The organism is Lancefieldella parvula, from assembly GCF_963530955.1.
Lineage (GTDB): Bacteria > Actinomycetota > Coriobacteriia > Coriobacteriales > Atopobiaceae > Lancefieldella > Lancefieldella parvula_A.
The window spans coordinates 1-26,974 of record NZ_CAUSFQ010000009.1 but is presented as its reverse complement, the minus strand read 5'-3'; the positions used below and the strand labels follow the sequence as shown (position 1 = coordinate 26,974).

Genomic DNA, 26,974 nt, shown 5'->3' with positions numbered 1-26,974 from the left:
CCGTCTTTGCCCAGCAGAATCTGATAGCTACGCCCAAGATCGGTGTAGTTCATCTCAAGCACGCGATCTTTTCCGTCGTAAGCCGTCTTGTCGTACAGGGCTGCCATTTGAGTGGTGAAAATATAATCAAACGGCAGCTGCTCAACGGGTTTCTCGCCAGCGTTTGTGTTGCTCTGAGCAGCTGTATCGCGAGAAATTCCCCAGCTTGCATCCGCCATCTGCTCAAACATCTCTTTTGGATACAGCAAAACTTTGAGCTCGGCTTTTGTGCGCTCGGAGATTCCGCCCTGCGCATACTCAGTACCAGCCTTTTTGACAAGCGCAAGGTACTGGTCGGTGCGTGCAGAAAGCTCCTTTACGCGGAAGAGCTCACCCTGACCGCAGAAAATGCTCTCGTAGTTGCCTTGGCCAAGAATGTGGTCAAACATCTTGGTAACGCTGTCGTAATTACCCTCTGAAGAATAGAATCCGCAGGTAGAAATTAGGACGTGCTTCTTGCCGGACATGTCGTAGCGAGACTCGTGGGCGCCGCTCCCGCATCCCCTCTTTGCGTCGCTCATGAAGGGTAGACTCATGGGGAGCTGGCGATCAATCAGGTTCTTCAGCAGTCCAGGCACGTTGAAGTAGTAGAGCGGAAAACTCCAAATAACCAGATCGGCCCAAAGCTGCTTTTGAATGACCGTTTCTTCGTCGTCGGACATAATGCACTGACCAGGCGTGTTCTTCCAGCAGTGGAAGCATCCCTTGCAAGGCTTGATGTCCATGGTGGCAACGTTGAGCTGCTCAACAGTCACATCTTCATTGGCGTGCTGCTCGGAGACGCCCTCGATAAAACTCTTAGCAAGACGCAGAGAGTTGCTAGCTTTGCCCTTGGGGCTGCCATTAATGAGCAGAATGTTCATGGTGCGCCTCCAGCTCCTTCATGCACTTCTCGCTCCATGCCCTAAGCATTTCCTCGTGCATCTTGCCGTACTCGATAGTAAATTGCCAGAACAATGCCTTCTCCGGATCACCCATTTGAGCTGCGTAAGCGGCCACCGCGCCAGCTGCCAGCTCACTTCCACCAGGAAACGAGGAGGCGTTATCTGCGATTCGTTTGAAGAACGCAAGGTTTTCCTCGTAGGAACACTCGCCCCTAAAGAACGTCTGCATCAAAAGCGGAATGCGCAGCACCGAGGACTGAGAGTCTTCCCTCAGCCACCTCTGCAACTCTTCTTTGCCGGCTTCAGTTATCGAGAAAACCTTTTTATCTGGCTTCCCTTTTTGAGCAACGAGCGTTGAGGTAACCCAGCCATCCTTTTCTAGCGACTGCAGCTCTCTATAAATCTGGCTAGTCTGGGCGGTCCAGAAGTAATTAAGCGACTGTTGAAAGATGGTTTTAATCTCGTAGCCGGACATATCTCCATAATTCAAGAGACCAAGAATTCCCTGCTTGAGCAAATCTCTCATCTCCTTATATTCCACTTGTTGAATATCTTATAACGATAGTAGTTCCACTTGTGGAATATGTCAACGAGAAATTCTAAAAATTTTTACTACTTTCTGTCTGAAAAAAGACACTGCCATTTCTGACAGAGTCCTAACGTGCGATTATTACGTGCTCTTTATTGCTCCGTCGTTACCTATTACAGGGAAGAAGCGGCGTGTTCACCGCGCTTTCTTGAGTATCATCGCGCTCATCGTAAGCATCATATGGTGCCTTAGGGTCATGAACTTTGACTGGTTTGTTGACGTTGCACACCTCATCGGTATGAGCAAAGACAAAGTTGATGTCATCCGCCCAGCCTGTATGCCCGGTGATAATTTTGGGATTAGGTCCGCGCTCACGCAGAATGCCCTCTAGCCTTGCAAGCGATTCAACAGCCAGTTTGTTGTCTTCTGCAAGCTTATTGATAAAGCTATAACCACCGTCTGCTCCCAGCCAGATGGTATCGGCAGAAAATAAATACTCGTCATCAATCAGATACACCACGTGACCCCAGGTATGACCAGGGACAAGAATTGTTTCGATTTTTATGCCATCAATTTCAAACACTTCCCCGTCGTGCAGAAGTATCTTTTTATTTGGAATAATCACCTTTGGCAGCTTAAACCAGCCATTCATTACACGGCGACGAACTTCTCCTGTTAAATACCTATTTTCAACATCGCCAATATAAACCTGTGCGTGACTGAAAAGCTGGTCACTGTCCGACTCAATTGCGCCAATATGATCGGTATCTAGGTGAGTGATTAGAATATGCTGAATATCCTTAGGGTCAATTCCCAGCCAGTCCATCTTTTCTTGCAGGCGATCGTAGCTGTACCCTGCGTCAATCATGATGGTAGTACTGCCTTTAGTGTAGAAGAAAATATTGGCCACATACTCACGTATGCACCTCACGTGCTCATCAATGGCGCCAGTGTTAAGAGGCTTAAATATTTCTTTGCCACGATACACCCATGACATCAACACTTTTTGAAACCTTGAAGCGCTCTTTGACATTGCTTCGCCTCGATTCTATTTTCCATTCACGCCGTCATTTGATTTGAAAAGCAATCCACCAACGCGATGGACTATACGTGCAGAAAATGGTGTCTGAACTTGCCTTTTGATGTTTGTTAGATTTTGCTAACTAAATATTACCCCTCAACTGCCCGTAGCCTATGACTTTCCGCTAAACGAGTAAAAAACAAACGCCAACGTAAAAATAAATCCTAAACAGCAAAAGCCGCACTCCAAATACATCGGAGTGCGGCTCTTTTGCAGATATGCAACACAATGTTGCATTTAAAAAAAGTACTCATGAATCGCAGGGTTTCTCGCCATTCATGAGTAACGAATGTATGGTGGAGGTGCGGAGAATCGAACTCCGGTCCAAAGCAAATCCTAGGCAGGTGTCTCCAAGCTCAGTTACTAATTAAATCTCAAGCACCGCACACTTAGTAACATGCGTTTGGTGCTCCAGTTGGTTCAATCTTTTTGTAAGGCATACCAACTACGTCCTTACAAGCATCTCCCTAAAATGACGTCACCCTGAGAACAGGAGAAAATCCCAGTTAGACGCGCTGAACTAAATTAAGCAGCGAGAGCCATACGAGGCTCAAAAGTAAGAGTGTTGTCAATTCAATTTGACGTTACCCCTGTTTTACGTGGCGAGGAGACCACGGCTTGCTGCCCACCGCAAACTCACCTTGTCGAATCCAGTCACCCCCAATAATGAGAGAAACTGCCACCATGCAGTTTTCAATGTTCCTGAATTGCGTACGCAAGTGACACTGCACACAATTCAAAGTGTAGAGAGTATACCCCACGAACTGCCATTCTTTCAAAAAAGATATGACTATTTTGGGAACGGCTTACTTTGTGGCTTACTTTGCGACTTACTTAACGGCTTACTTTGCAGACTTACCGTGAGCTTCTAGAACTTGTTTCTCGCGATCAATAAACATGATAAGAATAACCACGAGAAGCGCCGCAGGTGACAGCCAAATCATATGGGTTCCCAGCAGCGGAATGAGCAAGTTGCCCACTACCGCACCAGCTACAAAGCAGAAAATAGTTCCAAAATAGAGCAGCGATGTCTCAATGTGAGATGAATCGTGAGTGTGCATATATGCTGCAATTTCTTGCGTTCCGCCACGAAGATTACCAATGCACATGGTGGTGGCAAACGCATGCCCGTGAAGCTTTCTAAACGCCTGGACTTGAATGCCACACGCAAGTGACGTCAAGCTGTTTGCCAGCAGGTTCATATCGGTTGGAAGTAAAGAAACTACACCTAGAAGCGCAATCTCTACGATAACGGCCAGCTGTCTCCAGTGCAGATGTTCTTCTCGCGCAATGGCTCGTATGGCATATGAAAGCGCAATACCTATGGCAAATGCCAAAATTGGAAGGGCGTATTTGAGGCACTTTTCAAACGAACCGCTTGTCAAATTAATGCCAAAAAGCAGTAAGTTTCCCGTCTGAGCATTGGCAAAAACACCGCCACGTACCAGGTAGGAATAGGCGTCCATAACTCCGCCCGAGAAGGCCAAAAATGCAGCTACTTCCACCGAATCTGACATTTGTAGTGCGTGCTTCAAGACGACTCCAACCACATTGCGTACATCAACGGCACATATTACGCAGTCGCATACGAAAAGCGATGCAGGTTAAATCCTACATCGCTTTTACGTTTTTGTTTGGGTGATCATCAAAGAGGTTACCAACGTGCAATCTTGCACAGATAACCTATCCGACTAATTTGTGGGGAGTTTACTCCTCGACGAGCTCGAACATCTCAGGACCAACGCCGCAAACTGGGCAAACATAGTCCTCAGGAAGCTCTGGAGTGTCAACCTCAACCTCGTAGCCACAAACGGTGCAAACAAACTTGTAAGTCTTCTCTGTCATTTTTATTCCTCTCTCCAAGCGCTTACGCGCTTTTCCTTCTATTCGCGCATTTAACGCGGACGGCAACTAACCGTGGCCCTTATCCGCGGTTAAGTGCTCATGCAGATAGTAACAAATCTTGAGTGATTCTAAAGCATTATTCCGAAAATAGGAATGATTCTCATAAAATTCGCACGAAATTTTTTGGCGAGAAGTTCGGCGTGCTCCGAGCGCCAGCCGCTTCCGGCGGTACGCTCGCGTACGGCAGCGACGCACTACTAGCGGCTGCGCTCCTTGAGAGCTCGCTGAATCTCGCGGTCAGAATCACGCTTGGCTGCAGACGCGCGTTTGTCGTAGAGTTTTTTGCCCTGCGAAAGCGCAATCAGCAGCTTAACGCGGTTATGCTCGTCAAAGTAGATCTCAAGCGGAACCAGTGCCAAGCCTTTCTGGCGAAGCTTTCCATCAAGATAGTCAATCTGCCTGCGGTGAAGCAGCAGCTTGCGCTTTCTATCTGGGTCAACGTTCCACACGCCGCCATTTGTGTATGGGTGCAGGTGCATGCCGTGAATCCACGCCTCGCCGTCACGAATGAGGCAGAATGTATCAGTTAGCTGGCAGCCACGCTCACGCAGGCTTTTGACCTCGGTGCCAGTAAGCACCAGGCCACACTCAAAGGTCTCGCCAATCTCGTACTCATGGCGAGCGGAGCGATTGCGTGCAATCGACTTCTTACCCTGCTGTTTTCCCTGGGTCTCGGCCATGCTTACTTGCCTTCCCCGTCTGAAGTTTCTGCTGCATCGGTTTTCTCGCCAGATACATTGCCTGTCGCGTCAGCAGATACGTGATTGCCACCTGCGGTAAAGCCCTCGGAGATTGCGGCGTCGCGGACAAGCTGCAGAAGCGTAAGAGCTGCCTGCTCGCCCACAAGATCGCGAGCGCGAATGGTCATCTCAGTTGCGGTAGCTCTGTCGCCCATGGCGGCACAATCCTGCGCGCACATCAGCAGGCAAACCGCAATCTCGGCGTTTGCGCCTGTTGGCAGACCCTCTGCCTCTAGTAGATCATTTGCTTCTTCGTCGGTAAGGCCGTCAGGGTCTTTAGGAGTGCCCGCAGCCTGATCAAGCGCAGCCTCAAGAGTGCTGTCTTTAACCTCAAAGCGACGGGCGGCCCTCAAGCATGCCGCGGCCTGCTCGAGCCTACCTTGAGCCTCAAACCATGCCGCAAAGTTCAAAAACGCCCTGGTCAGATGCCTTGCCTCACTTGCGCGCTCAAACACACCAAACGTCAGAGCCATATGCTCACGAATATCGCCCGCAATCTTAAACAGATCGGCCAGATCAAGCCTAAATCCGCAGTTCATTGGATTCCAACGAATCGCAGTCTTCAACGCAGTCATGGCGTTTTCGTAATCGCCGGTGCGCACGTAAGCCATTGCAAGGTCTCCGTACAGGCGATCAAACGGCTCAGCAACATCCTCAAGCTTGCGAGGATCGTTCTCCACGCGTCTGTACGCCAAACGGTCAAACAGCGTAGGGAACGCAAAATACTGCACCTCATCTGTGGTTTGGCAGTTGCGGTCCACATACTCCTCAGCGTCTTCAGCCAAACGAAGCAGCAGCTCAAGCGCCTCCTCGTTCTGGTCCTGCATCATCATGCCTTCAGCGCGCATCAGCTCATCTGAAAGTGCCGAAAGTGCCATCTTACTCACCTATCATTCAATATCAATCATGCAATCATCTGTGCGGGCACATTATAAACCTGCACGTAATCTACCTGCTTATTATTCCACAAGTGCCAAATCAATCTGGCCACGAGCCACATTTACGCCAGAAATCTTCACGCGTACACGTCCGCCAATTCGATACGTTTTGCCTGTTGATTCCCCTATCAGTGCCAGCGTCTCCTGGTCATACACATACCATTCGTGGCCCAAGTCCCTCACGGCGAGAAGACCATCGGCGTAGGTACCATCCAGCGTAATGAACAGGCCAAAGCGCTCGCAGCCGTCAATGGTTCCCCACGTTTCTTCTCCCAGACGGCTCTGATAGTACTCGGCCAGCTTAATCTTTTGCGTAGCGCGAGCTGCCGCATCTGCCTTGCGCTCCTGTTCAGAGCAGGTGCTACAGATATCTGGGAGCGCGCTCAGCTCTGCGCGAGATGCCGTCTGACCACGAAGTAAACGCTTAAGCGTGCGGTGAACTATCACGTCAGGATAGCGCCTAATTGGCGAGGTAAAGTGACAGTACGCATCTGCTCCCAAGGCAAAGTGACCCTGATTAGTTGGCAGATAGATTGCTCGTTTTTGGGCCCTGAGCAGCTGCGCATTTACCACGCGAGCATAACGTGTACCATGCACTGACTCCAACGCTTCTTGCAATGCAGTCTGATCGCCAATAGCAATACGAGACGCAACGTCTGGCTCAAGTGCTCCCATCGCCACAAGCGGAGTAACCGCAAGCTTAAGTGACTCTGGCGAAGGCTGCTCATGCACTCGATATGCTGACTCAAGGTCGTGCTGGCTGAGCATGTGCGCAACACTCTCATTAGCCGCAAGCATTGCTTCCTCAATAAGCCCCGTTGCCTGAGTACGCTCTCGCACCGAGACTCCAACTGGCTTGTTATTCTCGTCAAGCACTACGCGCGTTTCCACGCTCTCAAAATCTACTGAGCCGCGTTTCTCGCGAATTTCTTCTCTAAGCGCGCGGATTTGATTGAGCACGCCAATCATTTCTTTGATTGCGCCAGCGTCTTCTGCAGAAACGGCCGAGTCAAGTGCCGCAGTATCTCCTTGCAGATAGCTATCTACCTGGTCGTAGCTAAGTCTTGCTCGTGAACGAATAACGGAATTCATGGCCGTTGCGCCAAGAATCTTGCCTGAGCTGCTCAAAGTCATCTTAACCGACATGGCCAGCCTGTCTTCAGCTGGTCGCAGAGAGCACACGTCGTTGCAGAGTTTCTCTGGAAGCATAGGCAACACGCGGTCAACTAAATATGCCGAGCAGGTGCGCATGCGAGCTTCCAGATCAATGGGAGAATCCCATTTCACATAGTGAGCCACGTCTGCAATATGAACCCACAGCTCAAAGCCGCCGTCTTCAAGCTTGCGCGCACCAACAGCATCATCAAAGTCTTTAGCATCCGCGGGGTCTACGGTGATACACAAATTTTCTCGCAAATCGTGTCTTGAAACGTCTTCCACAAGCGCTTTATCTGCGTCAACGGAGATCTTCTCGGCTTGTCTTTGCGCCTTGATAGGAAATTCTGTTGCCAGACCATATGAAGCAATGGTTGCCTCGACGTTCATGTCCAGATCTTCGGCTGATCCCACGCGACGTTCAATAGTGACTACAGCAGCGCTTTTGCGCGTTGGATACTCCGTGATGCGCGCGACAACTACGTCGCCCTCAAAAACGTAATGACGTCCAACAGAAGGATCTTCGGGAAGCACAAAGAAATCGCGCTGGATGCGGCTATCCAGCGGCACCACAGCGCCAAGTGGACCGGCGTCGTGGTAGATGCCCAAAAACGTCTGAGTAGCTCGCGTAAGCACAAAACGCACGTTTGCCAGAGGAGTCTTCCCCTTGGCCGAGACAAGCGAAACCTGGACCTCATCTCCGTGCATTGCCTCGTGAATACCGTGCTTGGCCAGCGCATACGTTCCCTCAGGGGTGCTTACGGTAGCAACTCCTGGGCGAGAAAGGCTCAGCGTGCCTGTAAGCAGCGCCGATGGTCGCTTTGAGACTTTTGCACGTCCCTGACGACGGTTTCCTTTATGTATGCGTTTTCTAGCCAAAAATCCTCCTGTAGGTAGAAGCCAGCGCCTTTTGCGCTGACCCAATGAATCTTCTGATATGTACCCTAAAGTGCCTTGTGATAGACGATGTCCAGATAAGGCGAGAAGTTCCAAGGACTCCGCTGAGTATTTCGACGGGTGTCGCGGCCCTCGCTGGGTTTCTCGCCATCCCTGCACACACAAAAAGAGCCCCTATGCAGAGACTGCATAGGGGCTCCAGAAGGGATTGGTTTACCTCTTAGAAGGTGCCGCGAATAACCTCGCTGCCTTCCTTCATGATAACTTCCATGTTATCTGGGGTAAGGTCGCGGATGTTAGCAGCAACGTCGCCCTTGACAACCAGGAGGTCAGCAAGCTTGCCAGCCTCGAGGGAGCCAAACTCATCCTCGTGGTGAACCATCTTAGCGCCGTTAAGGGTAGCAGCCTTGATGGTCTCAAGAATGGTGACGCCAGCCTTCTCAACGAAGTCATACATCTCGTCGATGGTGACCCAGCCGTAAGGAGTTACGAAGCTGAAGGAGTCGGAGCCGATGGTGAGAGTGACGCCGCGCTCGTTAGCAGCACGGAGGTTCTCGTATGTACGGTTGAGGCCCTTCTCAACGACGGTATCGCCTGGGAATGCGTCAAGCTCTGGAGTCCACTCTGGTGGATAAGTTCCGTACCAAGTTGGCAGGAAGCCGATGGTAGGAGTAAAGAAGGTGCCCTGCTCGCACATAAGATCCATGGTCTTTGCATCAAGCTCGAAGCCGTGAATCATCTGCTCGCAGCCGCAACGGACGGAGTCATAAGCTGCGGAGAAGCTGTTATAGGAGTGTGACCAAACAGGAATGCCAACCATTGCTGCCTCGTCGCAAACTGCCTTGATCTCCTCGTAGCAGTAGTGCTGATCGCGACCGGAGTCCCAGTGCCAAATGCCGCCACCGGTTGCCCAAATCTTGATTGCGTCTGGGTTCTCACGAAGACGACGACGAACTGCCTTACGAAGATCCCAAGGACCGTCTACCTGGTCGCCCCAAGGGTGACCATTCTTGGAAATCTCCTGTGGGAGCTGGTGGCAGTCACCGTGACCAGCAACGCGGCAGAAGCCAAGGCCAGTAGCGTAGATACGTGGTCCCTCCATGACGCCCATGTTAACGAGGTCACGAATTGCGATACCATTGCGGCCAATCTCGCAGACGGTGGTAAGACCGTGGGAGAGAGCGTCCCAGGACTGCTTGACTGCGCATGCCTGCTTCTGAGCAACGGACTCGATAACCCAGTCGTTATCGTTGTCGGTTAGGTTGCCGGAGAAGTGCAGGTGAGTGTCGATAAGACCTGGCATAATGGTGCGGCCCTGGATGTCACGGACCTCATAGCCCTCTGGAACCTCAGTGCGAGGACCAGCATAAGCGATCTTCTTGTCGTCTACGAGGACAAGAGAATCCTCAACAGGAGCGGCGCCAGTGCCGTCAACGAGCTTTCCGCCTACAAAAGCAATCTTACTCATTTCTTTCCCCCTCTAGTAAATGATAAATACTATCTTTTTGCGCCCACCCTTTTTGGGCGCAAAAAATCCAAACTAAAGAAACAAATAACGTGCTTAGTTCAACGTACCGATGAAACCTTTAGAGCTTGCAAGCAACTTATGCTGCTGCCTTCTCAGACTGACGACCAAAGATCATGAAGATGGCCATACCAATGACAATCCAAGAAATGGTGATGATCCACTCAACTGGCTTCAAAGCTGCAGGGCTGAAAGGAACAACCATCAGGCCGATGATGATACTACCAGCAAGAATTGCAGCAAGGATACCTGCGATACCACCGTTGACCTTGTAAGGACGAGGCAGGTCTGGCTCGGTCTGACGCAGACGCAGGCAGGCAACGCCAGCCATGGTGCATGCAAAGATGAAGCCGAGAGAAGCAACGTTGGTCAGAGGAACAAGCATGTTGCGGCCAAGGAATGGACCAACAAGGGTCAGGCCAGCCATGAACATGTTTGCGGTCAGAGGTGCGCCGGACTTAGGGTCGATCTTTGCGAAGGACTCTGGGAGCATCTTCTTACGACCAAGAGCAAGCATCAGACGAGTAGAAGCACCAAAGAAGGAGTTCATTGGGCCCAGAGGTCCAAGTGTTGCAATGATGAGCATTGCAATGTAGAAGAACAGGTTGATGCGCTCGAGAACTGCAAGTGCAGGAACGGAAGACTTAACAAACTCGTGCCAGTCAATCATGGTTCCGAATGCATAGATGCAGATGAGATAGAAGATACCAGATGCCATAAGTGCAAGTGCAGGGATGATACCAAACTTCTTCCAGTCAAGGTCAGCAGAAGCCTCTTCTGCCTGCTGTGGAATGGTATCGAAACCAGCGTAGAAGAATGGAGTCATAACAAGAACCGCAATGACGCCACCAAAGAAGCTGGTAGCCTTTGTGCCCTCGCCGCCAGCAACCTCAGTTGCCTGGGAGAAGAGGGGGAGGCCGTTGCTTGGAGAACCAGTTGCAAAGGAGATAACCATTGCAAGAATCATACCGGTCAGCAGAGCCTTGGTAAGGAAGCTCGAAAGCTTAGCTGCTGCGCCAGCACCCTTGAAGTTAAGGAAGATGACTAGGGCAGCAAAGCAGAGAGCGATGACTGTTGGCCACAGGTAAACATCTGCACCAAGAATGGTGTAGAGCTTAACGGACCTAAGCCAAGAAAGAATAGGGAATGCACCAAAGCGGTCGGTGAGAAGCGTGGAAATAGCAATTGCCTCCCAAGGGCACAGTGGAGCGTTACCCAGAAGGAGCATCCAGCCGGTAAAGAAGCCCATTGGGCGGCCGAATGTCCTGTCGACGTACTCAATGATGCCACCAGAAATTGGAATAGCAGCAGTAAGCTCGCCAAAAACACATCCAATTGGTACAAGGAAAATTGCGCCAATTGCGAATGCGATCATCGCGGGGAATGGTCCTCCACCAAGAACCATCCAGTCGCCTACCAGGAGCACCCATCCGGTACCAATGATCGCACCAAATCCGATGGTAAAGAAGTTGAATAGACTCAACGACTTTTGCATCTCAGGTGCCTCGGCATTTTCTGCCATGTCCCACTCCTTCCCGTAATTACTCGGACGAAGAACTTGATGAGACTATGTTTGCACCCGAAGCCATTTGAAAAAAGAAGTAGCGCCCTCTGGGCGTCAGATAAACCCGTAAGCGTAAAGGCTACAACCGCGAGCGGTAGTTAAATCTTTTTACATCTTTACCAAAATCTAATAACAGTTATGCAATTTTCAAATAGTTAACGTACACAACTATGCATCAATCTTTAACTCAAATACTTTAAAAACTCTTCTGTAGTACGCGACATCTCGCCTTTTACACGATGTGTAATAAAGACATTACGATGTACGGGAGTCTCCAGATGATGTACATCAATATCAAAATTTGTACCTTTTGTTGCCTCAAGTGGCAACAAACTTACACCAAGACCTGACTCTACCATGGACATAATGGTGAATGAATCCGATGACGCAAACGTCATGCGTGCGTTTTTGAGTTGCTTCTGAAGCAGAGGAGCCGTCTCAATATCAACGATAAAGGGCTCTTCAATAAGACGCTTAACAGGAATTGTCTCAAGGTCCTTCTCGTAATGTCCCTTTTGAGATACAACAATAACCTCATCATGATCAAATAAAGTTGAAGTAAATCCCTGCTCAGTTGCGCGGGTCATAGTAAAACTAATATCCACTTTACCCTTGCTAATAAGACGCAGGGCTTCGCCGTAGGTGCATTCGATAACTTCAACTTTGATGTTTGGATGGTCAGTCATGTACTTCTTCAGATGGCCAGGCAGTGCTCGTGAAAGAAAACTCGAAGGCGCAGCAATAACAAGGTTGCCCATCTCAATGGCACTGACGCGATTAACTTGATTGCTCAACTTGCTGTATGCCTGGCACACCTCTTCTGCAACAGGCAAAAGCGTCTTTCCCTCAGGAGTCAGACTTACATAGCCACCATGCCTGTTAAACAAGCGGACATCCCACTCTTTTTCTAGACTTGCCACCATGCGACTAATAGACGACTGAGTGCATCCCAGCTCTTCTGCCGCCACCGTAAAGCTACTGTGATATGCCGCGGAAGTAAAAGCCTGGAATTTGTGCAGGTTGGTCTCCATACTTGGCCCCTATTCAAGTACGTGGCCTAACAATTCACCCTTAAAAATATCATTCTACCTGCAAATTGGTAAATACCGTTTAACGCAAAAAGACCCCGTGAACGGTATTCACGAGGTCTTACCTTGCAATCTTTATGCAAAAAACTTTCTTAATTGATACTTCACTTTGACAATTGAAGTACCAGGTTGCTTAGTTGCTATGCCTTCAGATAGCGGCCCATAGCAATAGCAGAGCCAAAGAGTCCCAGAAGCAAACCTAAGAGCAACAGAAGGCCACTCATACCCAGCATGACCGTTGTTGGAATAGCAAAGGTCAAGAAGGTCATGCTTTCTGCCATAACCGGGAGAAGCATGTGGGCTCCAACAACCAAAACGACAATGGCGAGAAGAGCGCCGATAAGAGCCTCAAGCACGCCTTCCATAAGGAATGGTCCGCGAATAAAGCCGTTAGATGCACCAACCAAACGCATGATTGCAATCTCACGACGGCGAGCATTAATAGCAAGGCGAATGGTGTTGTTAATAAAGACAAAGGCAACAAACACCAGAAGTCCAACAAGGCCAATAGCGCCAATACGAATGTATGCTGTTACGCTAAACAAACGCTCAACGGTCTCGCGACCATACTGAACATCACCAGACGGATTGCTCTTATTGTCTGCAATGGCTGCAAAAGATGATGAAGAGGCAATACGCTGGGCAACGTCTTGAACATCCTTAGGATCCTTGAGTTTGATCACAAGAGATGCAGGAATTGGATTCTGGCCATCAAGAGCAGAAACAGCATCAGAAGCATTGCGATAACTCATGGTTGTGCGGTACTCCTCAAGAGCCTGCTCTTTGCTCTTATAGGTTACAGACTCAACCGTATCCCAGCCTTGAACTTCTTGCTGGAAAGCAGTTACTGCAGCCTGATCTGCGTCATCCGAAAGAAACGCCTGGATAGTAACGCGGTTCTCGACACTTCCTACCATGTTCTCGATAAGAGCAGAGCCAAGAACAAACAGACCGATGATAAACAGGGACAAGAAGATGGTTACGATAGCGCCAAGAGCGGTAGACCAGTTCCTTCTAAAGTGGCTTCCGGCCTCACGCAGAGAATATCCAAAATTAGAGAGCCCCATAGTAGCCATAGCCTCCCTTCTCCTGGTCGCGGACAATGTGACCAGCCTCAAGCGCAATAACGCGCTTGCGCATAGAGTCAACCATCTCGCGATCGTGTGTTGCCATTACAACCGTAGTGCCCGCACGGTTAATGCGGTCAAGAAGCTTCATGATGCCCAGAGAAATTGCTGGGTCCAAGTTACCCGTAGGCTCGTCGCAGATAAGCAGTGGTGGGCGGTTAACCATTGCGCGAGCAACAGAAACACGCTGCTGCTCACCACCGGATAGCTGGTCTGGGTAAGCGCTCATCTTTTGACCAAGGCCTACCAGACGCAGAACCTCTGGAACCTGAATATCAATAACAGGACGAGGCTTGCCAATGCACTCAAGTGCGAAGGAAACGTTCTCATAGACGGTCTTGTCTGGAAGCAGCTTAAAGTCCTGGAAGACGGTGCCAATCTGGCGACGCAGATAAGGAACCTTGGAATTACGCATACGCGTAAGATCCTGACCAGCAACAATAACCTGTCCGTGGGTTGCCTTCTGCTCGCGTGTAATAAGACGCAAGAGAGAAGACTTGCCAGAACCAGAGTGTCCAACAACAAAGACAAACTCACCTGGATAGATGTCAGTGCTGATGTTATCAAGTGCTGGACGGTTTGGCTGCGATGGATACACAAGCGAAGCGTTCTTGAAAGAAATGGTTGGAGTACCAGTACGCTCTACCTTAGGTGCATCTTGAGCTAGATCTGCAAAAAACTTTGCACGATCAAGAGGTGCCTGCTCAGGGTTGTTTTGCTGCTCAGCAGTTACCACGTGTACAGCTTCTGCTCCAGAAGCAAATGGATCAGATACAGTTGTTACAGGTTCAGCAGCCTGGGCCACTGGCACATCAGCAGAAAAGTCCTGAGTTTCAACTTGATCAGCTCCAACGTCTTGCTGGTCAAGCTGGTTCAGATCATCCTGAGAAATTACCCCAAAACGGTCATCAAACGAGGACTCCTGTTGCTCATCAGTGCGAAAATGATTAGCCACAGTTGCTCCTTTTCTTACTCCGAAGAGACAGATACAGAATTTATTTTACCAAAAGTGCAGGTATGTTATACGTCACGCAGTTCATCCACAGAAAAACCGCCTCTTCTTTTCAGAAGAGACGGTCTAAAAATCGCGAGAAAAACGCTGCTGAGCGTTAGTTATACGCTGTCTGCAAGTTAGTTCTGCACCTGTTACGCAGTCTGCATCTTTGCACGTGTCTCATCAATGATGGCACGTACCTTAGCTGCGTTAGCGGCAATCTCCTCTTTTGAGCCCTTAGTAAGCAGGCTTCCCATGCCGCAGCAATCAACGCCACGCTCAAGCCACTCAGCAAGGTTGTCAAGATTAATGCCGCCAGAAGCCATCAGAGGCATCCAAGGAGTTGGAGTCTTAAAGAGGTTAACCAGCTCAGGACCATAGACGTTGGAAATTGGGAAGCACTTAATAAAGGCAGCGCCCATCTCAAGACTGTGGTTTGCCTCAGTCATTGTGGTACAACCAGGTGCGTAAGGAATCTGATACAGGTTACACATACGAGCAACCTCATCAGAGCCGCAGTTAGCAACAATGAACTGAGCGCCAGCCATGATAGCAAGACGAGCAGTTGTTGGCTCCATAACAGTACCTGCACCAACAATCATCTTGTCGCCAAGACGCTCTCTAATTGCAGCAATAACCTCGCCCGCGTTTGGCAGGGTGTAGCTAATCTCCATTGCATGAACGCCGCCTTCTGCAAGACCCTCAGCAATTTCAATACCACGCTCAACTGTTGGGACGCGAACAACTGCAAACGCACAGGTATCTACCAGTGCCTGAGAAACAGCAGCTTTCTGCATCTTCATATACAACATCTCCTTGTAAATGTATCTCGCTCTACCCTATTGAGCTGGCGAGAAACCCGTTTTTTTGATTCTTAGTTATGAGCAATTCCGTAATGGTCAAGCATTGCATAGATCTTCTCGTCAACACCCTCTGCAACCTCGGTAACGGGGAAACGAGCAGGACCAACAGGGTATCCAGCAAGCTCAAGAGAACGCTTAAGCGTCTGAGGGGTGCTTCCAAGGTGAAGGATGTCGCGAATTGGCTCAATCTCTGCCTGCAGGCGAGCTGCTTCCTCTGCATCTCCTGCCTCAAGAGCCTTCCAAAGGTCAACGACAACCTTGGTAATAAGGTTTGCGGTACCAGCAATTGTGCCTTGAGCACCAAGGGCGTGAGCCTCGGAAATCTTTCCGTCAGAGCCAACAAGTACGTCTACGTCGTGACCAGCGGCAGCGTCCAGATAATCCTTGAGGTTATCAATGTCGCCAGAACTGTCTTTAATACCCTTGATATTCTCAATGGTTACCAGCTGCTCAACTGCCTCTTTAGAGATGTTTTTGCCGGTACCCTTAGGAATGTTGTATAGAAGGACAGGAATCTTAACGCTTGCAGCAACTGTCTTGAAGTACTCGACCAGCTGCTGATCAGAAATGCCCAGGAAGTAAGGGTTGATGACAGAAAGTGCGTCTGCACCAATTGCCTCTGCCTCACGGCTCATGTAGAGAGCCTCTTTTGTTGAGCAAGCGCCGGTTCCTACATAAACAGGAAGACGACCTGCGGTTTTCTCGATAATAAACTTGGAGAACTTGATCTTCTCGTCAGGGTTACAAACGTGGAACTCACCGTTAGAACCAAACGTAAAGATACCGTCAGCGCCCTCGGAGATGAGCTTTTCTAGAAGCTGCTCAGCTGCATCATAATTAATAGACTGCTCTTCGTCGCGGTTAAACGGCGTGACCATAGGGACAATAACACCCTTAAATGTTGACATATAAACTCCTCTGTACCTATTGCGGTGTTTATCTGTGGTTATTTGCCCTCGCGAATGGACGCGCCAAGAGCTCCACCAGGATGCCACTTAACGTACTGCTCTGGGTTAAGGCCGTACTCGTTTTGAAGCAGGATAGAGAGGCACTGGAGCTCCATAATCTCAGCCAGAATTGAGGCGCGTGGTGGCTTGTTCATGGAATCGCCCTCCTGCTCAACGCCTGCAATAAGGGCAACTTCTGCCTCGTTTGCCAGCCAAGAGTTAGGATTTCCGGTCAGCGCAATAATGTGCACGCCAACGTTCTTAAGGCAGGTAACGGTAGCCTTGAGCTCGCCTGTCTCGCCGGAGTTGGAAATAGCAATGACCACGTCACCAGGACGAGTCTGACCAGCAGATCCGTGAACGCACTCGGTACCGTGAAGCTCGTAGGTTGGAGTTCCGGTTGACGAGAAAAGCGATGCAGCATAACCAGAGACGTGACCTGGCTTACCAATACCGGTTACGTGCAGACGGCCACCCTTTGCCTCTGCATCCAAAATAAGCTTTTTAGCTGCAGAAAGCGCATCAAAATCAATGCTCTCTACATACTGATGAAGTGACTTTCCCACAATGGAGAGAAACTCCTGAACCTGCTCTTTTTCAGTTGCCATTACAACTCCTTATCTGTCTATGAGGCAGCGCTCAAAGACACTTACTACATGCTGAGCTAACGCGTCTCTTTGACCTTGTGCTGAGCCATAAGCTGCTCGATCTGCTCTTGAATTTGATCGAGAGCGTTGGCCATAAAAGGACGGTTAATGTCTACAAATTCAAATCCGGAAGGATGGCTTACCCAAGCGCCTTCAAGAAGCAGGCGGAGCGCCTTGCCCTGTCGGATGAGTTTGTAGCTTTTAATCTTGGTATAAGGAACGACAAGTGCTTTTCTCTTGTCGGATTTTGCAAAGATAAATACGTTTTTCTGTCCAAAATCAATAACATGAATACCGCTGGCAAAACGACTAAAGCGTTTTCCCATGGCTCGTGATGCAAACCACGTAATGGTGAGTCCTGCAATAACACCGACAAGACCCAAAATATTGCCACTTACATTGGCGTAAACCCAAAAGAAAAATGTCAGAGCAAGAGCAGCAAACGCCAGGAGCAAGTACAGAATTCCCTGAACCATCAAACGAGTTCTATCTTCAAGAACTTCTAGAACTAACTGATCTTTGGGAAGCTCTGGAGCAGGCTGTTTGTCAACGCTGAGTCCAAACATATCGCCAAGCACTGACTCAGTAACACTTTTGTTGTTCTTCTCGTCTGCCATGTTTTTCCTTGTTGTGAAGCTTTTAAAAGGGCGCCCGCGGGCTTTCCACGAGCGCCCTAAGAAACCGTAGAGCTGAGTAGGTACTACAGAAATCTAGGCTTAGGCAAGACCAAAGAGGGAGCCGATGCCGTAGATGATGGAACCAACGATGTTGTAGTCAACGTTAGGGAAGGATGCCTCTGCAATTCCCAGCTGTGCGAATGCAGGATAGAGAATCAGAGGACCGGCGGTCAGGAAGATACCAACCAGGAAGGAGCCAAGAAGAGCACCACGCCATCCACCATAAGCGTAACCACAAACGCCGCAAGTACCACCAGAGAAGAAGCAGATGCCTGCTGCAGGAATCATGATGGTTGGGCTGTGGAATGCAACCATAAGTGCCATTGCAACAAGGCCGCCAAGGAAGGAGCCAATGAAGCCGATGATGACAGCGTTTGGTGCAAATGGGAAGATTGCAGGGCAGTCGACTGCAGGACGTGCATCTGGAATGAGCTTCTCGGAGATGCCGACAAATGCAGCAGTGATCTCAGCGATGAACTGACGGACGCCGTAAACAAGAACGGACATACCAGCAGCAAACTGAAGACCAGCAAGGAATGGCCAAATCCACCACACATCGTTACCAAAATAGCTGGTGAATGGCTTGTTGTTTGCAAGGGTGTCACCAAAGTGACCGGTGACAAGACATGCGATAGTAACAACGTAGAACAGAACAATCATGAAGAGAGCAACGGAGAAGACAAAGTCCTTGAAGAGCTTGAAGAACTCTGGAAGCTCCTTAGCTTCCTTCTCGCCCTCCTCCTCATTCTTCTTAGCAAAGAGCTTTCCAACGTAACCGGAGAAAGCATAACCGATGCAGTTGAAGTGGCCGATTGCGATGGAATCTCCACCAACAAGCTTGTTGACGAATGGCTGACACAACGAAGGTAGTGCAGCACCGCAGAAGCCGAGGATGACACCACCAAGAACAATGGTGACCCACATTGGGAGACCAAGAGCAATGAAGACCAGTGCGAGTACGCAGGAGAAGTACAGGAAGTGCTGACCAGTCAAGAAGACGGACTTGAATGGGGTAATCTTGGCAAACACAAGGTTCATGATGAAGCCAAGGACCATTACAAGAGCAACCTCAGTACCATAGGTATTCAGTGCAAGAGCAGTTGCGACCTCAACCTGGGTTACAACACCCTTAACAGCGAATGCACGACTAAACATGTCGCTGAAGATGTTGACCTGAGCAGACATAGCGCTAGAACCAATGTTGAAGATCATGAAGCCAATAATGGTCTTCACAGTTCCGGAGAAGACGTCCACAGCGGACTTCTTCTGCAGCAAGAGGCCGACAAGAGCAATAATGCCCATGATGACGGCTGTATCTCTGAGCTGCATGAGAATTGCATTGAGCATGCTTAAATCCCTTTCAGCAAATAAACCGACGAACCTACTCAGATAAGTTCTCTAAATCAAGTGACAAGTACCTCTTGTCAAAGGTTTGGCGAGAGCTTCTCGCCGAAGGCAACTCATGTTGCGTATGACGAGAAACTCCCGCCAAAAAGATACAAAGGGGAGCTTATGCGTTGTGCTCTGCGAGCCAAGCGGTGAGCTTCTCCTTCATCTCTTCCTTGTCGACAATGTTGGTAATACCAACTGCAGAAGGAACGCGATCGTCAGCGTTGAGCTCATCGGTGAGGTCAGACATGGTGATGACAAGATCGCCATTGAAACCAATCAGGGAATCCAGATTACCGTGCTCAGTCTCGATTGGAAGATCATTCTCTTTGATGACCTGGTCAATCTTGATCTTGAGCATCATGGAAGAACCCATACCTGCACGGCAGCAAACCAGTGCGTGGAACTTCTTATCAGCCATTACAACCTACCTTCCTTTGCGTGGACAAGGTCCACAACATCTTTTGGTGACTGAGCTTTTTCAAGCTGAGCAAAGAAATCTGGATCGCTCAGCAATTCAACAAGAGACTGAAGGGCACTAAGGTGGCCTTCACTATCTTTTGCTGCAAGTGGGAAAAGAAACTTAACTGGATCGTTGTCTTTGCTGCCAAACTCGACGGAATCCTTAAGCACGGTAATGCCTACTGCAGGCTCAAGTGCGCCGGACTCAGGACGTGCGTGAGGAAGAGCAACATGCTCGGTAATAACAATATAAGGGCCAAGTTCGTTGACACCTTTAATGATGTCATCAACATAGCCCTCAGTTACTTTTTTGTTATCAACGAGTGGTTGTGCAGATTTTCTAATTGCATCTTCCCAGTTAGAAGCTACAACATTGAGCTGCACCAGGTCTTCGGTAAGGAGATCACTTAACACAGCACCACCTTGCCTTTCTCTTTATGAGACACATTGGCTCAATGCCGTCTCATGACAAGTCTTAATAACTTGATAATATGCCACGAAACGTTCTTAACTTCAATCAACTTTACTAAAACAGTAATCAAAGTTGTTCATATTTTTTCAGCGCATCTTTTGTCCAAGTAGCTATACAAATGTTCATGTTTTTATGAACGTAATCGAAGCGCCTTCTATTATCCCATGTAAAGTTTATATGTTTAATTTTTTATAATCTAAAACATTCATATATATTTACACTATTATTTTCCGAAATATCTTGATATCCTTCTTCTGATGTTCTATTTTATTGATGAATGAACATTCAAAGAAAAAATGTTGCTCATAAAGGGAGGGCATTTATGAAGAGGAGTAAGGCTTACGTAGATTCGCGTCGCGAGGCAATTACTGAGCTGCTAGAAAAAGAAGGACAGGCAAGTGTTTTAGAGCTTGCTGATCACTTTGAGGTCTCTTCTTTGACTATCAGACGTGACCTAGACTTTCTTGAGAAGCGCGGCATCCTGACTCGTCAGTATGGCATTGCTACCCTGCTTAATCCTTATGGTCGTCCTTCTGGCTCAAGGCAGATTCGCTCTAACAAAGCAATTGCCCGCGAGGCCGCTCGCTACGTTGAAGATGGCGATTGCATCTTCATCAACACCAGCTCCGTTGCTCTTGGGATGCTTGAGTGGATTGATGCTCACGACGTAACCGTTGTTACAAACAACGGCAAAGCTCTGTTGCTTGAGGACATCCACGATCTTTCCATCATCCTTACTGGTGGTGACATCCGTCCTCCACGCGCTTCCATGACTGGTGATACCGCTCTTGAGTGCATCCAGCACATTACCGCTGCTAAATGCTTCTTGGGCTGCACGGGTTTCTCGGGAGAATTTGGTCTTACTTCTGCAACAGCCCCTGAGCCAGCAATTAACGCTCAGATGCTCAAGCGCTCTAGAAAGCACTATGTTGTTGCAGATTCTTCTAAGCTGGGCACTACTTCCAACTTCCAATTTGGTTCTGCAGAAGACATTGACCTGCTCATTACTGATACAGGTGCAACTGACGAGCAGATCAAAGAGCTCAAAGCCGCAGGACTTAAGGATGTTGTCTGCGTCACTCCTTCTATTCTTCCTGCTAAGTAAGACTTGCGCTTTATTATTTCTTAAGCGAACACAAAAATGGCGGCCTTTTACAGGTCGCCATTTTACATCGTAAATTTTTACGTGTAATTACATCCAGCCACACGCACCCGCCAAAGTTCAACAGGACCATCTGTCGAGCAGCTTACTGGCCAAACAGCGATTAGCAGCGATTAGCTTTCCAAAGCCTCAAATGACTTAAAGCCTTCGCCGATTGCCTCGTGGACCTCTGAAACAAATACCAGTGCATCGGAGTCAATCTCAGAAACGATAACTTTCAGCTGAACAACCTCCGTACGACCAAGAACGCACATCAGAACAGGCTTGTGCGCACCACTCCACAGTCCGCGCGCCTGAAGCTCCGTACAGCCACGATTAAGGTTATAGAGAATCTCGTGAGCGATGGCATCGTGCTCAGAAGAAATAATATAAACGCAACGCTCGGATCTTGGTCCGTCGATGACAAAGTCAATCATTTTTCCTGTAACAAAGATTGCCAGAGCAGAATACAGACCGTTTTCTAGCGAGAAGACCGGAATAGCTGCAATAATGATGACAATATCAACAATGATGATTGCGGTACCTGATGGAATACCAAAGCGCTTGGAAACCGCCTGAGCAATGATATCTGTACCGCCGGTATTTCCACCTGCCCTAAATACAAGGCCAAGGCCAAAACCGCAGATAATACTGCCCCATAGAGCAGCAAGCATAAGATCATGGGCGACAAGAGCTGGTAAAAACGGTGCAAATAAATCGACAAAAATGCTGGAAATCAAGAAGCCTACGACGCTCTTGAGCAAATATTTTCTATTTCCACTTTTTGCAATAAAAGCCATCAAAATGATATTCATGGCGATTGTTTGCATGCCAACAGGCAAATCAAATCCAAAGGGTAATGCAATAGCTCTAATTACCGTGGCAAAACCAGTAATACCACCAGCGGCGAGTCCGTTAGGAACTTCAAATACATCAAGGCCAACTGCAAAAATTGCACAGCCAAGGACGATAAAGAACGAATCTTTAAAGGTCTTTTGCCAAGTAGATTTTTGCACACTAATCCTTTCCGCCAACAACCCAGCGATGGTACGCAATGATGAACTGATCAAGATCACCGTCTGAAAGAACGGACTCTACGTTTCCTGTTTCTGCACCTGTTCTTAAGTCCTTAATGAGCTGATAAGGATAAAGAACATAACTCCTAATTTGATTGCCAAACGAGATTTCTCTCTTTGGACCGCGAAGCTCATCCAGCTCAGCTTCGCGTTTCTCCTTTTCAATCTCATACAAACGACTGCGCAAGATATTCATTGCTGCAGCTTTGTTCTGAAGCTGGCTGCGTTCATTTTGGCAGGTTACTACCGTTCCTGTTGGAATATGTGTAATACGAACTGCCGAGTCTGTAGTGTTAACTCCCTGACCTCCTGGACCAGATGCATGATAGACATCAATACGCAGGTCATTGGGGTCAATAGCAACTTCAATATCTTCAGGAAGAACAGGTAAAACTTCTACACCAGCAAATGACGTCTGCCTGCGTTTCTTATCGTCAGTAGGAGAAATTCTTACCAGACGATGTACGCCCTGTTCTGCACGAAGCATGCCATAAGCATTTTTGCCACTTACCGTAAAGGTTGCGCGGTCAAGACCAATAACCTCCGCAACAGGGGCGTCGTTGATATCAACTTTCCAACCACGACGATCGCAATATTTGAGATACATGCGAAAAAGCATCTCGCACCAGTCTTGAGCCTCAAGACCACCCTGACCAGGCTTAATAGTAACAATTGCATCACCATGATCAAGTTCACCAGTAAACCAGCTTGAAAGCTCAAGCTCCGACAAGTCTTTTTCAAGAGATGCCGCAAGCGCTTGAGATTCGTCGAGTGATGCTTGGTCTCCAAGCTCTGTTCCAAGCTCAAAAGCGGCCTCAGCATCACCGAGTTTCTCTTTAGCTCTATCAATACCAGCAACATCATCGCGAAGTGATGCTAGTTGAGTCATTATTTTTTGCGCAGCTTCAGCGTCGTCCCAAAAATTGGGACGAGCACTTTCTGCCTCAAGTTCTGAAATTTGCTGACGCTTCTCAGTGAGGTGAAGATAACCTTCTACCTCAGAGAGACGCTCCGCTAAAGCTTGGAGCGAAACAACCTCTGTATCAGCCATTCTTACCTATTTCGGCCGTGGCAGTTCTTAAACTTTTTGCCACTTCCACATGGGCAAGGGTCATTGCGACCAACGTTGACGTAAGGATTTGGATCGTCAGACTTACGGTAGGTTGATACAGAAGACTGGCTGGCGCCGGTTCCCTGTGGACTCTTTCCAATAGCTGCGGCATTCTTAAGCATGCTCTTGCCTTGCTTAAGTGCCTTTTGATCGCCGTCGGTCTCTTCTCCACCAGAATAGTGGGCATTTTGGAAGGCCTCTGCCTCAGTATTCTGACGTGGACGATTAACCAGCTCAAGGCGGAGAATAGTACGGAGGAAGTCCTCATACATGGTGTTTACCAGCAGCGTAAATGCCTCGTATGCCTCGGTCTTATACTCAACCAGAGGATCGCGCTGACCAAAACCACGAAGACCAATACCGGTCTTTAGGTAATCCATCTCCTGGAGGTATGCCATCCAACGAGTATCAATGACGCGAAGCATTACCTGAGCAGCAAGCTCACGCATGACTTCTTCTCCGAGCTTCTGGGTCTTCTCGTCAAAGGTTTTCTGAACAAAAGCGGTGACATCCTCTTCAAGCTGCTCAAACTTAGTGTCCTCGGTAAACTCTGGAAGATCTGTCTTACCAGTAAGCTCGGTGAGCCACTTCTCAAGACCCTCAAGATCCCACTCGTCAGCGTCTCCGTAGCAGAACTCCTCGCAAATGCGCTGAGTATTAGAAGCAGTGACCGTCTCGATGAGCTCCATAAGATCCTTGCCATCAAGAATCTTGTTTCTCTCTGCGTAAATGACCTGACGCTGCTTGTTCATAACATCGTCGTAATCAAGGACGTTCTTACGCATTGCAAAGTTGACTTCCTCAACCTTACGCTGAGCACCTTCAACAAGCTTAGTAACAATCTTTGCCTTGATAGGCATATCATCAGGAAGCTCATAGCGTTGCATCATTGCTGCAACGCCATCCATGCGATCTCCACCAAAGCGGCGCATCAAATCATCTTCAAGAGAAAGGTAGAACTGGGTCTGACCAGGGTCTCCCTGACGGCCAGAACGACCACGAAGCTGATTGTCAATACGGCGGCTCTCATGACGCTCGGTACCAATAACGCACAAACCGCCTGCAGCAGTAACTGCCTCACGCTCAGTAGCGCAGATTTCCTTTGCTTCCTGGCGTGCGGCTTTTTTCTGCTCCTGAGTTGCCTCAGCTGGCTCAATTCCCTGGTTACGAAGGATATCTTCAGCCATAACGTCTGGGTTACCACCCAGAAGAATATCGGTACCACGGCCTGCCATGTTGGTTGCAATAGTAACTGCACCCTCACGACCAGCTTGAGCAATAATCTGTGCCTCACGCTCATGGAACTTAGCGTTCAAGACGTTATGCTTAATGCCGCGCTTTGACAGAATGCGAGAAATACGCTCGGAGTTATCAATGGAAACGGTACCAACCAGCACTGGCTGACCATTCTGATGGCGCTCTTCAACGTCTCTTACGACAGCCTCAAACTTAGCATCAATAGTACGATAGACCTTGTCATCGAGGTCTTCACGCTTAACCGGACGATTAGGTGGAATAACCTGAACAGGAACGTGATAAACCTCACGGAACTCTGCGTCCTCGGTCATTGCAGTACCGGTCATACCGGAGAGCTTGTCGTACATGAGGAAGTACTTCTGGAGAGTAATGGTTGCCAGAGTCTGATTCTCTTCACGTACCTGAACGTTCTCTTTTGCTTCAATTGCCTGGTGAAGGCCCTCAGAATAACGACGGCCTTCCATAATACGACCAGTGAACTCATCAACAATCTTAACTTCGCCGTCAATGACAACGTACTGCTGATCACGATGGAACATGTACTCAGCCTTCAGCGCCTGCTGAAGGTGATTGACTAGCTGGCCAGTCTCATCGTTGTAGATATCGTCAATGTTGAGAGCACGCTCGACCTTCTCGAGACCAATCTCTGTTGTTGCAATGGTGTGCTTTGCCTCATCCATCTCAAAGTCGACATCTGGAGTTAATCCACGAACTGCCTTTGCAAAATCCTTGTAGGTACCTGCAGATTTAGTGCCAGCACCAGAAATAATCAGAGGAGTACGAGCCTCATCGATAAGGATGGAGTCAACCTCGTCGACGATGGCGTAGTGATGTCCACGCTGAACACGCATCTCTGGGCGAGTAACCATGTTGTCGCGCAGGTAGTCAAAACCAAACTCTGAGTTTGTACCGTACGTAATATCTGCCTCATATGCAGGCTTTTTAAGGCTCAGTCGCATGCCGTTCTGCAGAAGGCCAACACTGATTCCCAAGAATTTGTAGATGGTGCCCATCCACTCACTGTCTCGTTTGGCCAGGTAGTCGTTGACCGTAACAATGTGAACACCCTTGCCACTCAGTGCGTTAAGGTAACCAGCAAGAGTGGAGACAAGCGTCTTACCTTCACCGGTCTTCATCTCTGCGATAGTGCCCTTATGCAGCGCGATACCACCGATGAGCTGGACATCAAAGTGACGCTGACCAATAGTTCTTACTGACGCCTCACGTACCGTTGCAAAAGCCTCTGGGAGAAGATCGTCTAGACTTTCTCCTTCAGCATAGCGAGCCTTGAACTTCTCGGTCTGAGCCTGAAGCTCTTCATCGCTCATTTCCTGCATTGTTGGTTCAAGCGCATTGATCTTCTCGACAATACGCTGATATGCTTTGAGGTCCTTGTCAGCGCCAAAGGACAGAATCTTAGAGAGGAAATTAGGCATAGCTTTTTCCTTGACGTCGGGCATCTATCTTCGGTTGATAGACACAGTATTCAACTTATATATCATACCCCGTCTAACTGCTTGAATCACACTACATGGCGTCGTAAAATCCCAATTTCGTTATTTCTCCACCACTAGTTTATATTGATTCTTTTCCCTTTTCTGCACCTGCAATCATCCTGAGCTGTTTAGACGGCATTTTTCTACGCTTCATAACGTATTTCTGCACGTACAAATCGTAGTAATGCTGCGCATCCTGCGCCCGACCACATTTTCTCAGCGCCTGAATGAGCGCCATAAGTGTGTCCTCTCGCATATCATCAACAAGGTAGGCGAGCTCTGCAAAATGTACCGCAAGCGTATAGTGGGTAATTCTCAAAGCAGCCGCCGAAGCCGTTACCATGGTATCTATGTATTGATCTCTCAGGGCAACTCGAATGGGATCTGCAAACCTAAAGCATTCATCCTCAGGAAGATACAAATCCCCTTGGTACAGCTCTTCCGCTTGCTTAGCCAGATGCACTATGTCTTCATCGCTGTTCGATGACGCCACACTCTTTGCTAATCGCGTAAAAATATCAATATCTACGGTCACCTGCTGGGGATTAAAACTAAGTGTCTTTTCAATCCGAGATGCTTCCAAAGGCTCACAATCTGTCTGAATCTCCTGGACTTCTTTGCGAATAACTCGAGTTGCTTGATACAGACGCTCTTGCCAATGTGCCTGATCAGCCTCCGGCCAAATCTGCTGTGCAATCTGTGACCTAAAGCTCATGTGATTGTGAGCAAGCGCAAGATACACAAGCAGCGCCTTTGCCGATCGATAGGCAATTTTTCTGCCAGCAATCTCCTCTCCTTGAACCGACAAACTAAATCTGCCGAGAAGAGCAAGGTAAACTCCTGGGTGAGCGTTATTTACCTTCTCTACGTGCAGGCTCTTCAGAGCGGAGTCTTCAGTCCAAGAATCTCCTGCTCCTTGCCGAGATACTCTCCATTTTGTTATGTCTCGTTTTCCCTCGTTTGAACGTAG

General features: G+C 48.7%; 25 protein-coding genes, 1 other RNA gene and 1 pseudogene. 1 reads left to right on the top strand and 26 read right to left on the bottom strand.

All coding sequences use genetic code 11. From position 1 onward, the window contains the following. From RWJ43_RS01650 to RWJ43_RS01550, 21 genes are all read right to left on the bottom strand, one after another. Positions 1–902, bottom strand: a 902-nt coding sequence (locus tag RWJ43_RS01650; protein ID WP_314007021.1) for a flavodoxin family protein, incomplete at its 3' end; no start/stop codon positions are given. Next, a complete protein-coding gene (locus RWJ43_RS01645) occupies positions 883–1,449 on the bottom strand; it encodes a helix-turn-helix transcriptional regulator (protein ID WP_314007018.1) in 567 nt (188 codons plus the stop codon). The genes RWJ43_RS01650 and RWJ43_RS01645, both read right to left, overlap by 20 nt. A 169-nt stretch (positions 1,450–1,618) precedes the next feature. After that, positions 1,619–2,485: an MBL fold metallo-hydrolase gene (locus RWJ43_RS01640; protein ID WP_314007015.1), complete on the bottom strand. Its 867-nt coding sequence runs from the start codon at positions 2,483–2,485 to the stop codon at positions 1,619–1,621. 342 nt (positions 2,486–2,827) lie between these two features. Beyond that, positions 2,828–3,195, bottom strand: a transfer-messenger RNA (tmRNA) gene (gene ssrA, locus RWJ43_RS01635). A gap of 180 nt (positions 3,196–3,375) precedes the next feature. Next, the gene (locus RWJ43_RS01630) at positions 3,376–4,050 is read right to left on the bottom strand and encodes a YoaK family protein (RefSeq protein WP_314007012.1); all 675 of its coding nucleotides are present in this window, start codon (positions 4,048–4,050) and stop codon (positions 3,376–3,378) included. A gap of 190 nt (positions 4,051–4,240) precedes the next feature. Next, the gene (locus RWJ43_RS01625) at positions 4,241–4,378 is read right to left on the bottom strand and encodes a rubredoxin-like domain-containing protein (RefSeq protein WP_314007009.1); all 138 of its coding nucleotides are present in this window, start codon (positions 4,376–4,378) and stop codon (positions 4,241–4,243) included. A 257-nt stretch (positions 4,379–4,635) separates the two neighbouring features. Then, on the bottom strand, positions 4,636–5,118 hold the full coding sequence (gene smpB / locus RWJ43_RS01620; protein WP_035428410.1) for an SsrA-binding protein SmpB: 483 nt from the start codon (positions 5,116–5,118) through the stop codon (positions 4,636–4,638). Between the two features lie 2 nt (positions 5,119–5,120). Then, the gene (locus tag RWJ43_RS01615) at positions 5,121–6,056 is read right to left on the bottom strand and encodes a tetratricopeptide repeat protein (protein WP_314007005.1); all 936 of its coding nucleotides are present in this window, start codon (positions 6,054–6,056) and stop codon (positions 5,121–5,123) included. An 81-nt stretch (positions 6,057–6,137) separates the two neighbouring features. Then, positions 6,138–8,150: a ribonuclease R gene (rnr, locus tag RWJ43_RS01610; protein WP_314007002.1), complete on the bottom strand. Its 2,013-nt coding sequence runs from the start codon at positions 8,148–8,150 to the stop codon at positions 6,138–6,140. 238 nt (positions 8,151–8,388) lie between these two features. After that, positions 8,389–9,636 carry an amidohydrolase family protein gene (locus tag RWJ43_RS01605; protein WP_314006999.1) on the bottom strand — a complete coding sequence of 416 codons (1,248 nt, stop codon included), beginning with the start codon at positions 9,634–9,636 and terminating at the stop codon, positions 8,389–8,391. Between the two features lie 136 nt (positions 9,637–9,772). Continuing rightward, positions 9,773–11,215: an APC family permease gene (locus tag RWJ43_RS01600; protein WP_314006997.1), complete on the bottom strand. Its 1,443-nt coding sequence runs from the start codon at positions 11,213–11,215 to the stop codon at positions 9,773–9,775. Positions 11,216–11,439: 224 nt separating this feature from the next. Next, the gene (locus RWJ43_RS01595; RefSeq protein WP_035428405.1) at positions 11,440–12,288 is read right to left on the bottom strand and encodes a LysR family transcriptional regulator; all 849 of its coding nucleotides are present in this window, start codon (positions 12,286–12,288) and stop codon (positions 11,440–11,442) included. A 197-nt stretch (positions 12,289–12,485) separates the two neighbouring features. After that, positions 12,486–13,421, bottom strand: coding sequence for a permease-like cell division protein FtsX (ftsX, locus tag RWJ43_RS01590; protein WP_035428404.1), 936 nt, complete (start codon positions 13,419–13,421; stop codon positions 12,486–12,488). Next, positions 13,399–14,427 (bottom strand): cell division ATP-binding protein FtsE, encoded by a 1,029-nt coding sequence (ftsE, locus tag RWJ43_RS01585; RefSeq protein WP_314006992.1) that lies wholly within the window; start codon positions 14,425–14,427, stop codon positions 13,399–13,401. The genes ftsX and ftsE overlap by 23 nt, the downstream gene beginning before the upstream one ends. Positions 14,428–14,618: 191 nt before the next feature. Continuing rightward, on the bottom strand, positions 14,619–15,269 hold the full coding sequence (locus RWJ43_RS01580) for a ketohydroxyglutarate aldolase (RefSeq protein ID WP_156095534.1): 651 nt from the start codon (positions 15,267–15,269) through the stop codon (positions 14,619–14,621). A gap of 71 nt (positions 15,270–15,340) precedes the next feature. Then, complete coding sequence (locus RWJ43_RS01575) at positions 15,341–16,237, bottom strand: dihydrodipicolinate synthase family protein (protein ID WP_314006989.1); 897 nt, start codon at positions 16,235–16,237, stop codon at positions 15,341–15,343. A gap of 38 nt (positions 16,238–16,275) precedes the next feature. Then, entirely contained in the window at positions 16,276–16,884 is a 609-nt protein-coding gene (locus RWJ43_RS01570; protein ID WP_035427247.1) for an SIS domain-containing protein, read from the bottom strand. 56 nt (positions 16,885–16,940) lie between these two features. Further along, a complete protein-coding gene (locus tag RWJ43_RS01565) occupies positions 16,941–17,540 on the bottom strand; it encodes a hypothetical protein (RefSeq protein ID WP_314006986.1) in 600 nt (199 codons plus the stop codon). 99 nt (positions 17,541–17,639) lie between these two features. Continuing rightward, entirely contained in the window at positions 17,640–18,947 is a 1,308-nt protein-coding gene (locus RWJ43_RS01560; RefSeq protein WP_314006983.1) for a PTS ascorbate transporter subunit IIC, read from the bottom strand. Between the two features lie 163 nt (positions 18,948–19,110). Continuing rightward, positions 19,111–19,410 (bottom strand): PTS sugar transporter subunit IIB, encoded by a 300-nt coding sequence (locus RWJ43_RS01555; RefSeq protein ID WP_314006980.1) that lies wholly within the window; start codon positions 19,408–19,410, stop codon positions 19,111–19,113. Beyond that, complete coding sequence (locus tag RWJ43_RS01550) at positions 19,410–19,865, bottom strand: PTS sugar transporter subunit IIA (RefSeq protein WP_314006977.1); 456 nt, start codon at positions 19,863–19,865, stop codon at positions 19,410–19,412. Before RWJ43_RS01550 ends, RWJ43_RS01555 begins: the two co-directional genes overlap by 1 nt. A gap of 380 nt (positions 19,866–20,245) precedes the next feature. Here RWJ43_RS01550 and RWJ43_RS01545 point away from each other — a divergent pair, with 380 nt between their 5' ends. Continuing rightward, positions 20,246–21,028, top strand: a complete 783-nt coding sequence (locus tag RWJ43_RS01545; protein WP_314006974.1) for a DeoR/GlpR family DNA-binding transcription regulator — start codon at positions 20,246–20,248, stop codon at positions 21,026–21,028. Positions 21,029–21,198: 170 nt separating this feature from the next. Here the strand turns inward: RWJ43_RS01545 and RWJ43_RS01540 are convergent, their stop codons facing one another. The 5 genes and pseudogenes from RWJ43_RS01540 to RWJ43_RS01525 all read right to left on the bottom strand — a co-directional run. Next, positions 21,199–22,080 (bottom strand): YitT family protein, encoded by an 882-nt coding sequence (locus tag RWJ43_RS01540; RefSeq protein WP_314006971.1) that lies wholly within the window; start codon positions 22,078–22,080, stop codon positions 21,199–21,201. Between the two features lies 1 nt (position 22,081). Then, the gene (gene prfB, locus RWJ43_RS01535; protein ID WP_314006968.1) at positions 22,082–23,191 is read right to left on the bottom strand and encodes a peptide chain release factor 2; all 1,110 of its coding nucleotides are present in this window, start codon (positions 23,189–23,191) and stop codon (positions 22,082–22,084) included. A 2-nt stretch (positions 23,192–23,193) separates the two neighbouring features. Beyond that, positions 23,194–23,373 (bottom strand): SEC-C metal-binding domain-containing protein, encoded by a 180-nt coding sequence (locus RWJ43_RS06700; RefSeq protein ID WP_396427219.1) that lies wholly within the window; start codon positions 23,371–23,373, stop codon positions 23,194–23,196. Between the two features lie 27 nt (positions 23,374–23,400). Next, positions 23,401–25,944, bottom strand: a pseudogene (gene secA, locus RWJ43_RS01530) (preprotein translocase subunit SecA); the annotation flags it as partial. A 139-nt stretch (positions 25,945–26,083) separates the two neighbouring features. Beyond that, on the bottom strand, positions 26,084–26,974 hold an 891-nt coding region (locus tag RWJ43_RS01525), incomplete at its 5' end, for a BTAD domain-containing putative transcriptional regulator (RefSeq protein ID WP_314006963.1).

Coding starts and splice junctions, on each gene's coding strand:
- smpB (WP_035428410.1), bottom strand. CDS start 5,118: ATGGCCGAGACCCAGGGAAAACAGCAGGGTAAGAAGTCGATTGCACGC.
- prfB (WP_314006968.1), bottom strand. CDS start 23,191: ATGGCTGATACAGAGGTTGTTTCGCTCCAAGCTTTAGCGGAGCGTCTC.
- RWJ43_RS01595 (WP_035428405.1), bottom strand. CDS start 12,288: ATGGAGACCAACCTGCACAAATTCCAGGCTTTTACTTCCGCGGCATAT.
- RWJ43_RS01615 (WP_314007005.1), bottom strand. CDS start 6,056: ATGGCACTTTCGGCACTTTCAGATGAGCTGATGCGCGCTGAAGGCATG.
- RWJ43_RS06700 (WP_396427219.1), bottom strand. CDS start 23,373: ATGCTTAAGAATGCCGCAGCTATTGGAAAGAGTCCACAGGGAACCGGC.
- RWJ43_RS01560 (WP_314006983.1), bottom strand. CDS start 18,947: ATGCTCAATGCAATTCTCATGCAGCTCAGAGATACAGCCGTCATCATG.
- RWJ43_RS01640 (WP_314007015.1), bottom strand. CDS start 2,485: ATGTCAAAGAGCGCTTCAAGGTTTCAAAAAGTGTTGATGTCATGGGTG.
- ftsX (WP_035428404.1), bottom strand. CDS start 13,421: ATGGCTACTATGGGGCTCTCTAATTTTGGATATTCTCTGCGTGAGGCC.
- RWJ43_RS01575 (WP_314006989.1), bottom strand. CDS start 16,237: ATGTCAACATTTAAGGGTGTTATTGTCCCTATGGTCACGCCGTTTAAC.
- RWJ43_RS01600 (WP_314006997.1), bottom strand. CDS start 11,215: ATGGCAGAAAATGCCGAGGCACCTGAGATGCAAAAGTCGTTGAGTCTA.
- RWJ43_RS01555 (WP_314006980.1), bottom strand. CDS start 19,410: ATGGCTGATAAGAAGTTCCACGCACTGGTTTGCTGCCGTGCAGGTATG.
- RWJ43_RS01605 (WP_314006999.1), bottom strand. CDS start 9,636: ATGAGTAAGATTGCTTTTGTAGGCGGAAAGCTCGTTGACGGCACTGGC.
- RWJ43_RS01645 (WP_314007018.1), bottom strand. CDS start 1,449: ATGAGAGATTTGCTCAAGCAGGGAATTCTTGGTCTCTTGAATTATGGA.
- RWJ43_RS01580 (WP_156095534.1), bottom strand. CDS start 15,269: ATGAAGATGCAGAAAGCTGCTGTTTCTCAGGCACTGGTAGATACCTGT.
- RWJ43_RS01545 (WP_314006974.1), top strand. CDS start 20,246: ATGAAGAGGAGTAAGGCTTACGTAGATTCGCGTCGCGAGGCAATTACT.
- RWJ43_RS01570 (WP_035427247.1), bottom strand. CDS start 16,884: ATGGCAACTGAAAAAGAGCAGGTTCAGGAGTTTCTCTCCATTGTGGGA.
- RWJ43_RS01625 (WP_314007009.1), bottom strand. CDS start 4,378: ATGACAGAGAAGACTTACAAGTTTGTTTGCACCGTTTGTGGCTACGAG.
- RWJ43_RS01565 (WP_314006986.1), bottom strand. CDS start 17,540: ATGGCAGACGAGAAGAACAACAAAAGTGTTACTGAGTCAGTGCTTGGC.
- RWJ43_RS01630 (WP_314007012.1), bottom strand. CDS start 4,050: ATGTCAGATTCGGTGGAAGTAGCTGCATTTTTGGCCTTCTCGGGCGGA.